Origin of the sequence: Streptomyces soli, from assembly GCF_003999195.1 — a bacterium.
GTDB classification, from domain to species: Bacteria; Actinomycetota; Actinomycetes; order Streptomycetales; family Streptomycetaceae; genus Actinacidiphila; species Actinacidiphila soli.
The window spans coordinates 44,927-54,939 of the sequence record NZ_RJVR01000266.1; the positions used below are offsets into that span (position 1 = coordinate 44,927).

13 protein-coding genes are annotated in these 10,013 nt (G+C 73.4%); 2 read left to right on the plus strand and 11 right to left on the minus strand.

All coding sequences use genetic code 11. The features are described from left to right. Positions 1-41: 41 nt before the first annotated feature. On the minus strand, positions 42-350 hold the full coding sequence (groES, locus tag EFK10_RS28580) for a co-chaperone GroES (protein ID WP_127358538.1): 309 nt from the start codon (positions 348-350) through the stop codon (positions 42-44). Positions 351-580: 230 nt separating this feature from the next. On the opposite strand from groES, the gene EFK10_RS28585 reads away from it, so the two are divergent. Beyond that, entirely contained in the window at positions 581-1,783 is a 1,203-nt protein-coding gene (locus EFK10_RS28585) for a class I SAM-dependent methyltransferase (RefSeq protein ID WP_206305620.1), read from the plus strand. Here the strand turns inward: EFK10_RS28585 and EFK10_RS28590 are convergent. The 5 genes from EFK10_RS28590 to tsaB all read right to left on the minus strand — a co-directional run bounded on the left by EFK10_RS28590 (position 1,761) and on the right by tsaB (position 4,602). Continuing rightward, positions 1,761-1,898 carry an SCO1431 family membrane protein gene (locus EFK10_RS28590; RefSeq protein WP_127358540.1) on the minus strand — a complete coding sequence of 46 codons (138 nt, stop codon included), beginning with the start codon at positions 1,896-1,898 and terminating at the stop codon, positions 1,761-1,763. The two genes, EFK10_RS28585 and EFK10_RS28590, sit on opposite strands and share 23 nt — an antisense overlap. A gap of 63 nt (positions 1,899-1,961) precedes the next feature. Beyond that, a complete protein-coding gene (locus EFK10_RS28595; protein ID WP_127358541.1) occupies positions 1,962-2,219 on the minus strand; it encodes a hypothetical protein in 258 nt (85 codons plus the stop codon). After that, on the minus strand, positions 2,219-3,271 hold the full coding sequence (gene tsaD, locus EFK10_RS28600; protein WP_127358542.1) for a tRNA (adenosine(37)-N6)-threonylcarbamoyltransferase complex transferase subunit TsaD: 1,053 nt from the start codon (positions 3,269-3,271) through the stop codon (positions 2,219-2,221). Before tsaD ends, EFK10_RS28595 begins: the two co-directional genes overlap by 1 nt. A gap of 180 nt (positions 3,272-3,451) precedes the next feature. Then, positions 3,452-3,898 carry a ribosomal protein S18-alanine N-acetyltransferase gene (gene rimI / locus EFK10_RS28605; RefSeq protein ID WP_206305621.1) on the minus strand — a complete coding sequence of 149 codons (447 nt, stop codon included), beginning with the start codon at positions 3,896-3,898 and terminating at the stop codon, positions 3,452-3,454. Positions 3,899-3,924: 26 nt separating this feature from the next. Then, entirely contained in the window at positions 3,925-4,602 is a 678-nt protein-coding gene (gene tsaB / locus EFK10_RS28610) for a tRNA (adenosine(37)-N6)-threonylcarbamoyltransferase complex dimerization subunit type 1 TsaB (RefSeq protein WP_127358555.1), read from the minus strand. A gap of 70 nt (positions 4,603-4,672) precedes the next feature. On the opposite strand from tsaB, the gene EFK10_RS28615 reads away from it, so the two are divergent. Then, positions 4,673-5,233, plus strand: coding sequence for a hypothetical protein (locus EFK10_RS28615; protein ID WP_240677524.1), 561 nt, complete (start codon positions 4,673-4,675; stop codon positions 5,231-5,233). A gap of 66 nt (positions 5,234-5,299) precedes the next feature. On the opposite strand, the gene EFK10_RS28620 is transcribed toward EFK10_RS28615, so the two are convergent. From EFK10_RS28620 to EFK10_RS28640, 5 genes are all read right to left on the minus strand, one after another. Continuing rightward, positions 5,300-5,482, minus strand: coding sequence for a hypothetical protein (locus EFK10_RS28620; RefSeq protein WP_127358544.1), 183 nt, complete (start codon positions 5,480-5,482; stop codon positions 5,300-5,302). 131 nt (positions 5,483-5,613) lie between these two features. Then, positions 5,614-6,114: a tRNA (adenosine(37)-N6)-threonylcarbamoyltransferase complex ATPase subunit type 1 TsaE gene (gene tsaE, locus EFK10_RS28625; RefSeq protein WP_240677525.1), complete on the minus strand. Its 501-nt coding sequence runs from the start codon at positions 6,112-6,114 to the stop codon at positions 5,614-5,616. A 191-nt stretch (positions 6,115-6,305) separates the two neighbouring features. Beyond that, positions 6,306-7,592: an alpha/beta fold hydrolase gene (locus tag EFK10_RS28630; protein ID WP_127358546.1), complete on the minus strand. Its 1,287-nt coding sequence runs from the start codon at positions 7,590-7,592 to the stop codon at positions 6,306-6,308. Positions 7,593-7,626: 34 nt separating this feature from the next. Next, positions 7,627-8,775 (minus strand): alanine racemase, encoded by a 1,149-nt coding sequence (gene alr, locus EFK10_RS28635; protein ID WP_127358547.1) that lies wholly within the window; start codon positions 8,773-8,775, stop codon positions 7,627-7,629. Positions 8,776-8,820: 45 nt separating this feature from the next. After that, positions 8,821-10,013: NAD(P)H-hydrate dehydratase (locus EFK10_RS28640; protein ID WP_127358548.1), on the minus strand; the 1,193-nt coding region annotated here is incomplete at its 5' end.

The following is a 10,013-nucleotide window of genomic DNA, read 5'->3' on the forward strand; positions in this document are numbered from 1 at the left end:
CCCGGGGCGTGGTCACTGCTGTTCCGGCTGGTGGTACCGGATTACTTCTCGACGATCGCGAGGACGTCGCGAGCCGAGAGGACGAGGTACTCCTCGCCGTTGTACTTGACCTCGGTGCCGCCGTACTTGCTGTACAGGACGACGTCGCCGACGGCGACGTCGAGCGGCAGACGCTTGCCGTCCTCGAACCGGCCCGGGCCCACGGCAAGGACGGTGCCCTCCTGGGGCTTCTCCTTGGCGGTGTCCGGAATGACCAGGCCGGAGGCCGTGGTCTGCTCGGCGTCGAGCGGCTGGACCACAATGCGGTCCTCAAGCGGCTTGATGGCAACCTTGGTGCTGGCGGTCGTCACGATCCGACCTCCCCCTTCAAAGGGCTCACGGGAGTGTCTGTATGGGTGGCGACCTGGTAGGCCCGTCGTCGCGGGTGCCGGACCTGCCCGTCGCTGTGTGGTTGGCACTCGGCAGTGCTGAGTGCCAGGTCCGAGACTAGGACGGACTTAGCACTCGGTCAAGCGGAGTGCCAATGCCGCGCCGAGAGCCTTCAGGGGCGCAAGTCCAGCGGCGCGCGGCAGGCAGGACAATGGGCACCGTGGATCTTGACGCGTTCTCTGCACTGCTGACCGACGAGGGGCAGGCCCTGCTGGCCTCGCTGCGGGAGTTCGACCCCGGCCAGGAGCTGGCGACTGCCACCCGGCTGCGGCGGGAGCACCCCGCCGGGCTGGTGTCGGCGGCGCTGGGGATGGCGCGGCTGCGGCAGCGGGCGGCGGCGAAGTTCGGCGAGGACGCGTACCGGATGTACTTCACGCCGAACGGCGTCGAGCAGGCGACCCGGAAGCCGGTCGCCGACTACCGCGCGGACCGCTTCCGGGCGTTGGGGGTGCGGCGGCTGGCGGACCTGTGCTGCGGCATCGGTGGCGACGCGATCGCGCCGGCGCGGGCCGGGATCGAGGTGCTGGCCGTCGACCGCGATCCGCTGACCTGTGCGGTGGCCAGGGCCAATGCGGAGGCGCTCGGGCTCGGGGCGCTCATCGAGGTGCGGTGCGCGGATGTCACGGAGGTCGACACGGGGGCGTACGACGCGGTCTTCGTGGACCCGGCCAGGCGCGGCGGCCGGGGCAGGATCTTCGACCCCGAGGCGTATTCGCCACCGCTGTCGTGGGCGATCGGGGCGGCCCGCAAGGCTCCGTACGCGGCGCTGAAGATCGCACCCGGCGTGCCGCACGAGGCCGTGCCGGACGAGGCCGAGGCGGAGTGGATCTCGGACCACGGGGACGTCAAGGAGGCCGTGCTGTGGTTCGGCACCGGCGCCGCGCCGGGGGCCCGGCGCGCGACGCTGCTGCCCGGCGGGGCCTCCATGGTGGGGCGCGGGCTGCCGGATCCGGCGGTGCGGGCGGTGTCGCGCTACCTGTACGAGCCCGACGGCGCCGTGATCCGTGCGCACCTGGTGGCGGAGGTCGCGGAGGCCCTGGACGGCGGCCTGATCGACGAGACGATCGCCTATGTGACGGCGGACGAGCTGCGGCCGGTGCCGTACGCGACCGCGTACGAGATCACCGATGTGCTGCCCTTCAACCTCAAGCGGCTCAAGGCACTGGTGCGCGAGCGGGAGATCGGCGTGCTGACGGTCAAGAAGCGCGGCTCGGCCGTCGAGCCGGAGGAACTGCGCCGGAAGGTGAAGCCGCAGGGGCCCGGCTCCGCGACGGTCTTCCTGACCCGGGTCGCGGGTGCCCCGAGCATGCTGCTGGGGCGGCCTGCCGTCGCTACAGCAGGCCCAGGCCGGTGACCAGCATCGCGAGCAGCACGACCAGCGTCCACCCGAGCACATGCTCGAGCACCTTCATGCCGTCGTCGCCCGAGGGACCACCGGTACGCGCGCGGGGCGCCGCCATCTCCGTCATGCCAGCAAAGCTAAGCGCCCGATCACCCTATTACGGGCGAAGGTGACCTTTTTCACCTCTGAGTCACGAGACGTCCAGCGACTCGAAGCGCCAGCGGTGGACGGCCCTGCGTACGAGGTCGGGCCCCGGCTCGGGCAGCTCCGGGAGGTCGGCGTCGTACGGGGCCTCCCACCAGGTGATGACCAGGACGCGGTCGCCGGGGGCGGAGAGGGTCTCGCGGCGCAGCGGGGTGCCCGGCAGGGGGCGCGTGCGGGCCCAGTCCAGGAGTTCGGGCCCGCGGCCTTCGAGGGCGCGGGCCTCCCACATCAGGGCGACCGCCATCAGTGGGTGTGCCCGGGGACGGAGACCTCGGTGACCTGGAGCGAGGAGTCGGCGGGCAGGTCGAGGGTGGAGGCGGGACGGCCGCGGGCGACCATCTCCGCGCCCAGGGCCGCCACCATGGCGCCGTTGTCGGTGCACAGCTTGGGGCGGGGGACGCGCAGGACGATGCCGGCGTCCTCGCAGCGTTCCTTGGCGAGGGAGCGCAGCCGGGAGTTGGCCGCGACGCCGCCGCCGATCATGAGGTGGTCGACGCCGTTGTCCTTGCAGGCGCGGATCGCCTTGCGGGTGAGGACGTCGACGACCGCTTCCTGGAAGGAGGCCGCGACATCGGCGACCGGCACGTCCGCGCCCTCGCGGCGCTTGCCCTCGACCCAGCGGGCGACGGCCGTCTTGAGCCCGGAGAAGGAGAAGTCGTAGATCGGGTCCCGGCCGCCGGTGAGCCCGCGCGGGAAGCGGATCGCGGCGGGGTCGCCCTCGCGCGAGTACCGGTCGATGGCGGGGCCGCCGGGGAAGCCGAGGCCGAGGACCCGGGCGACCTTGTCGAAGGCCTCGCCGGCCGCGTCGTCGATGGTGGAGCCCAGGGGGCGTACGTCGCCGGTGATGTCCGGCGCGAGCAGCAACGAGGAGTGGCCGCCGGACACCAGCAGGGCCATCGTCGGCTCGGGCAGCGGGCCGTGTTCGAGCTGGTCGACGCAGATGTGCGAGGCGAGGTGGTTGACGCCGTAGAGCGGCTTGCCGAGCGCGTACGCGTACGCCTTGGCGGCCGACACGCCGACCAGCAGCGCCCCGGCGAGCCCGGGGCCGGCCGTGACCGCGATGCCGTCGAGGTCGGTGGCGCTGACCCCGGCCTCCTTCAGGGCGCGCTGGATGGTCGGGACCATCGCCTCCAGGTGCGCGCGGCTGGCGACCTCGGGGACGACGCCGCCGAAGCGGGCGTGCTCGTCCACGCTGGACGCGATCGCGTCGGCGAGCAGCGTGTGGCCGCGGACGATGCCGACGCCCGTCTCGTCGCAGGAGGTCTCGATGCCGAGCACGAGCGGCTCGTCAGCCATGGGTGTCGTTTCCTTTCGGGCTTTCCGGCTCAGAGCCTGTCGGGTGACCTTCGATCGGAGAGCGGACGCGGTCTGGTGCGTGCGATTCCAAGGCGCCGGGATGTCCTCGTAGCGGAGCTACTAGGGCATTTCGGCAACGCGGGAAGCGTGCGTGCCAGGGCGTGGCCGCCCGATCAGAGGTCATCCGACAGGCTCACAGCGCCGCATGACGAGGGCGTCGACATTGCCCGGCTGGTAGTAGGCCTTGCGGAAGCCGATCGGCTCGAAGCCGAAGCGTTCGTAGAGGCGTTGGGCGCGCTTGTTGTCGACGCGCACTTCGAGCAGCACCTCGTGGCACTCGAAGGCGGTGGCCTGGTGCAGCAGTTCGCCCAGCAGACGGGCGCCGAGGCCGGTGCCCCAGTGGTCGTGGGCGGCCGCGATGGTCTGTACGTCACCGGTGCCGGCGACCGCCGCGAGGCCGGCGTAGCCGACGATCCGGGAGCCGGCCTCGGCCACGACGTAGTGCCGGGTGGCCGCCGGGTGCCGGGCGTCGGCCAGTTCGGACCAGAACATCCCGCGCGACCAGGCGTCCTCGGGGAAGAGCTCGTGCTCCAACTCCATCACCGGGTCGAGATCCCACCAGCGCATCTCGCGCAACTGGACTGAGCTTGCGGTCACTTCGGCAGGACCGCCTTGTACCCGGCGGGGACCTGGGCGTCCGGCCGGCGCAGATACAGCGGCAGCGGGGGGAGGAAGTCCTCGCCCGCCTCCAGCTTTACGACGGCGAGTGCGACCAGCGCGGCGGCCGACTGGTGGACGGGGGCGGCGGGGTCCGTACGTACGCCGGTGAAGACCTCGGGGTAGAGCACAGCGCCCTGGCCGACGGCCGGCACCCCTGTGACCTGCTCCGCGATGTCGGCGGGCCGGTCGACGGCGGGGCCGGTGACGCGGGAGCGGGGGCTGTCGTAGCGCGCCCAGTAGACCTCTTTGCGGCGGGCGTCGGTGGCGACGACGAACGGCCCCTCCGCCAGGCCGGCCTGCCCGGCGGCGTACGCGATGCCGTCCAGCGTGCAGATGCCGTGCACCGGGATGCCGAGGGCGTCGCCGAAGGCCGCGGCGGTGACCAGCCCGACCCGCAGCCCGGTGTACGGGCCGGGGCCGACGCCGACCACGATGCCGGTCACGGCGTCGAGCTTGGTGCCGGCCTCGCGCAGCACCCGGTCGACGGCGGGCATCAGCAGTTCGCCATGGCGGCGGGCGTCGACCTCCGTGGACTCGGCGAGCACGCTCCGGCCGTCGTGGAGCGCGGCGGTGACGGCGGGGGTGGCGGTGTCGAAGGCGAGGAGCAGCACGGTGACAAGCGTACGGCTCGCGCCGACTGCTAACGTCGGCACCGTTACCGCATGACGAGGAGCGCACACCGTGGCAAGGATCGGTTCGGGGACCATCGTGGCCGGTCTCACCGCGGGAGCCCTCGCCGTGATCTCGGTCCTGGCCGTGCAGGCCTCGGGCACCCCGGCCGGCGCCACCGCCGGCCGCCCGGGCGCTTCCGCGTCGGCCGCCGCCTCGGCGTCCGCGTCGCCCTCGCAGACCCAGCAGTCCTACCCGCTGCCCGCCCACTCCGGCAGCGGCCTGCGCGTCGTCTACTCGCTGGGGGCGGACCGGGTCTGGCTGGTCGGCGACACCGGCAAGGTGACGCGTACGTTCACCGTGGCGCCCGGCACGGTCGACCCCGCCTCGGGTACGTACACCGTGACCTCGCGCACCGCCAGCGGCACGGGGGGCGACGGCGTCGCCATCGAGCACGTGGTGCGCTTCGCGACCTCCGGTGGTGTGATCATCGGCTTCAGCGCGGCCCGCGACGGCTCCAAGCCCTCACCCGACCCCTCCCAGCGCACCGGCGGCATCCGCGAGCGGCGGGCCGACGGCGCGGCGCTCTGGGAGCTCGCGATCATCGACACGAAGGTCATCGTGGTGGCGTAACCGCCCCCTGTCACTCCCTCGCGAATTCCTCCGAAAGAGTGAAGGCGCGCTAGGGCCGGACAGGCCCTAGGCCGCGTCCCGCTCGTCCCCGTCGGCGCCCGCGTCAACGTCCTCCGAGGACTCTGCCTCGCCGTCCGGCGGCGTACTGATCGCGTTCGCGGCGGGGCCGGCCGCGAGCAGGTCCCGCATGGAATAGGAACCCGGCGCCGTCGGGGCGCCGTCTGCGTCCGTGGTGCCTTGGGCCGACATGCGTGCCTCCTGGGGCAGACGTGGTTAGGTAGCCCTAACCAGTTCTCTGATTCCAGCAGAACACGTGAGGGGCGCCGTACGCAACATCTTCCCGACAAGTTGTCGGGACGGTCGTAAACCCGTCTGCCCGGTCATCCCGCCAGCGCGACCGACAGGTCGCACCCCGACCAGCGCGGACCGACGCCCGTCACCGTCACCTCGCGCACGTCGTGGTCGTCGACCGCCGGGTCGGCCTCGCCGACGGCGCGGTGGATGACGACCTGCAGCCGGGCCTCCGCCAGCTCCTCGACCTTGCCCTCGCCCCACTCCACGACGACCACCGACCCGGGGAGGGAGACATCGAGATCCAGGTCCTCCATCTCTTCCAGGCCGCCGCCGAGCCGGTACGCGTCCACGTGCAACAGGGCCGGGCCGCCGACCAGCGACGGATGCACCCGGGCGATCACGAACGTCGGCGATGTGACCGCGCCACGCACCCCCAGGCCCTCCCCCAGCCCGCGCGTCAGCGTCGTCTTGCCGGCCCCCAGTTCGCCGCTGAGCAGGACGAGGTCGCCGGGCGCCAGCAGACCGGCGAGCCGACGGCCCAGGTCCTTCATCTGCTCGGGGGTCTTGACAGTGATGCGTGCTTCCATGTCTCTCCTTGCGTGGGAATCCCGGCCTTCAGGCATGGCGGGAAACGCATCCTGAGTGCCGGAGCTGCGAAGCGGCGTACTATGCTGCGCATCTGCCTCGGCAGCGGTCAGGGCTTGGCCGTCACGAAACTCCTTGGAGTCGAGTGAGAAGCCCCCTTGTTTACGAGGGGGAGGAGTCACGTGCCCGAATGCTACGCGCCGAGGGCGCTGCCTCCGGCGGTCCTGTCCGTGGCGGCCAGCTCGCGCAGGGCCTCCGGAAGCGGGGCGCGGGCGGCGTCGGCCGCCTCGGTCAGCAGCGCGGCCAGATGCCCCGTGACGAGGTCCGGGTACTCCAGCATGACCAGGTGCCCGGCGTTCTCGACGACGACCAGTTCGGTGTCGGGCAACCGCTCCGCGATCGCGCGACTGTGCTCGCTCGGGGTCAGCAGGTCCTTGTCACCGGCCAGCACCAGCCCGGGCAGGCTGTCCAGCACGTCCAGCGCCTCGTCCTTCTCGTGCTCGGTGAAGGCCGGGTAGAACTCCGCCACGACATCGATCGGCGTCGACTCGATCAGCCGCTCGGCGAACCGCGCCACCGCCGGGTCCACGTCGTCCGACCCGAACGAGTACCGCTTCACGATCCCCGCGAACAGATCCGCCGTCGCCCGCCGCCCCCGCTCCACCAGGTCCACCTGGGTGCCCAGCACCCGCAGCAGGCCCGGCGCCAGCGCGCGCAGCGCCCGCGCACCGGCGGCCGGCAGGCCCAGCGTCACCGAGGCAAGCTTTCCGGAGGACGTACCGACGAAGGCGAACCCAGCCACCCGCTCGTGGATCAACTCGGGGAACTGCTCCGCCAGCGCCATGATCGTCATACCGCCCATGGAGTGCCCTATGAGCACCAGCGGCCCGTCCGGCGCGGCGGCCTCGATGACCTTCTTCAGATCCCGGCCGAGCTGATCGATCGTCGCCGGCCCGCCCGCCACCTGGTCCCGGCCGCGCTCGGACCGGCCGTGACTGCGCTGGTCCCAGTAGACGGCCCGTACGCTGCCGCGCAGTGCGGCCCGCTGGAAGTGCCAGGAGTCCTGGTTGAGGCAGTAGCCGTGGCTGAAGACCAGGGTGAGCGGCGCGGCGGCGCCATTGCGCCGGAAGAGCCCGCCCCAGCGGCGTGTGGGGGCCGGTGCGGTGTGCGTCACCGCGGGGTCGACGTCCTCGACCTCGTAGTAGAGCTCGGTGCCGTCCTCGGCCGCCACCCGGCCGGGCGTGCCGCGCAGGCTGCCGTACGGGCCGGACGCGTCCAGCGCGAGCCGCGCCTTCCTGCGTATGTCCCGGCCGACGGTGGCCCGTTCCAGCGCGACACCGGCGGCGGCGCCCGCGGCGACCACGCCGATGGCGGCGCCGACGAAGCCGGCCTTGGTCCAGCGGCTGCCCGCCTCGACCACGGCTTCCGCAGCCTCCTGTACCGCTCTCCCCGTTGTCGTACCCGTACCGCTGTCGCTCATGGTCGTGTCGCTGCTCCCTTTGGCTACGCGCTACTTACCCCACGTAGACGCGCGGCACCCGGGGCCCGATCCGAGTGACGATCTCGTACGCGATGGTGCCCGCCGCCCGCGCCCAGTCCTCGGCGGTCGGCTCCCCCTGATCACCCGGACCGAACAGTAGCGCCTCATCCCCGACCTTCGCCGCGTCCCCTCCCAGGTCCACCACGAACTGGTCCATCGCCACCCGACCGGCCACCGTCCGCCACTTCCCCGCCACCAGCACCGGGCCGGTGTTCGACGCGTGGCGCGGAATCCCGTCGGCGTAGCCCAGCGGGACCAGCGCGAGCGTCGTCTCGCCCGGCGTCACGTAGTGGTGCCCGTACGACACCCCGTGGCCGCCCGGCGCGGTCTTCACCAGCGCGAGGCGCGCGCCCAGGGTCATGACGGGCCGCAGCCCGAAGTCCGCGGGGCCGCCGACCTGCGGCACCGGCGAGATCCCGTACATCGCGATGCCGGTGCGGACGAGGTCGTAGTGCGCCTCGGGGATCGTCAGCGTCGCCGGGGAGTTCGCGATGTGCCGCACCTCGGGGCGGAGCCCGGCGGCTTCGGCGGTGGCGAGGCTGTCGCGGTAGGCGGTGAGCTGGGCCGCGTTGGAAGGGTGCCCCGGCTCGTCCGCGCAGGCCAAGTGCGACCAGATGCCGGTGACGCGGATCAGGCCCTCGCGCTCGGCGGCACGGGCGGCGGCCGTCAACTCCGGCCAGTCGGCGGGTTGGGCGCCGTTCCGGCCGAGCCCGGTGTCGGCCTTGAGGTGGACGCGGGCGGTGCGCTTCGCCGCGCGGGCCGCCTCGGTCACCGCGCGCAGCGCCCACATCCCGCTCACGGAGACGTCAACGTCCGCCTCGATCGCCTCACTCCACGGCCCGCCGGGCGTCCACAGCCAGCACAGCGTGGGCGCCGTGATCCCGGCCGCCCGCAGCGCCAGCGCCTCGTCGGGCGTCGCCGTGCCCAGCCACGTCGCGCCCGCCTCCAGCGCCGCGCGGGCGCACGGGACCGCGCCGTGGCCGTACGCGTCCGCCTTCACGACCGCCATCAGCGCGGCGCGCGGCGCACGGGCGCGAAGGGCCTCGACGTTCGCCCGGAGGGCGTTGAGGTCGATGCCTGCCCACGCGCGCAGGGTGCTGGTGCTTCCGCTGTCACTTTCCATCGGCATCATTCTCTCAGGGCGCCGCGCGGGAGAGGCCGCCCGCCTTCAGCCCCGCACGTCGCGCCACGCGTCCGGCACCGCGAAGGCCACGTCCAGCGCCGAGACCGGCGCACCCGCCGCGCCGGATGCGATGCGCGCCGCCAGGCCGTGCAGATACGCCCCGACCGACGCCGCGTCGCGCCCTGCGAGGCCCGCCGCGAGCAACGAACCCGTGAGCCCGGACAGGATGTCGCCGCTGCCCGCCGTGGCCAGCCAGGGCGTACCCGTCGGGTTCACCCGCACCGGGCCGGAGGACGAGGCGACCAGCGTGGTGGACCCCTTCAGTAGCGCCGTGGCGCCGAACCGCTCCGCGAGGGCCCGTACGCAGGACAGCCGGGCGCCCTCGACCTCCGCACGGGACACGCCGAGGAGCGCGGCGGCCTCACCGGCGTGCGGGGTCAGGACAGTCTCGGCGGCCCGGGACCGTACGAGATCGCGGTCCAGCAACCGCAGGCCATCCGCGTCCACCAGCACCGGCACGTCGGACGCGAGGACGTCGTCCACGGCCTGCCGGGCGTCCGCGCCGTCGCCCAGCCCCGGGCCGACGACCCAGGCCTGGACCCGCCCGGCCTTCCTCGGCGGCCCGACCGACACCAGCGTCTCCGGGAAGCGCGCCAGCACCGCCTCCGCGCCGAGGCCGACGTACCGTACGGCCCCGGCGCCGCCCCGCAGCGCGCCCGCGACCGCCAGCACGGCGGCGCCGGGATAACGCTCGGAGCCGGCGACGACCCCGATCACGCCGCGCCGGTACTTGTCGCTCTCCCCGGTGGGCTGTGGCAGCAGCGCGGCCACGTCGGCGTGTTGCAGCGCCTCCAGCTCCGCCTCCGGCGGGACCGTCGCGCCGAGCCCGATGTCGATGAGTCTCAGGGCGCCCGCGTATTCGGCGGCCGGATCGATGAGCAGCCCCGGCTTGTACGCGCCGAACGTCACCGTCATGTCCGCCCGCACCGCCGCGCCGCGCACCTCGCCGGTGTCGGCGTCGATCCCGCTCGGCAGGTCGACCGCCACCACGATCGCGTCCGACTCCTGCGCCGCCTCCGCCAAGGGCACCGCCTCCGGGCGCAGTCCGCCCTTGCCGCCGATGCCCACGATGCCGTCCAGCACCAGGTCCGCCCGCCCGATCGCCGGCCCCGCCCCGTCCGGGGCGACCGTCCGCCCCCCGGCGGCCCTCAGCGCGGCCAGCCCGCCCCGGTGCGCCC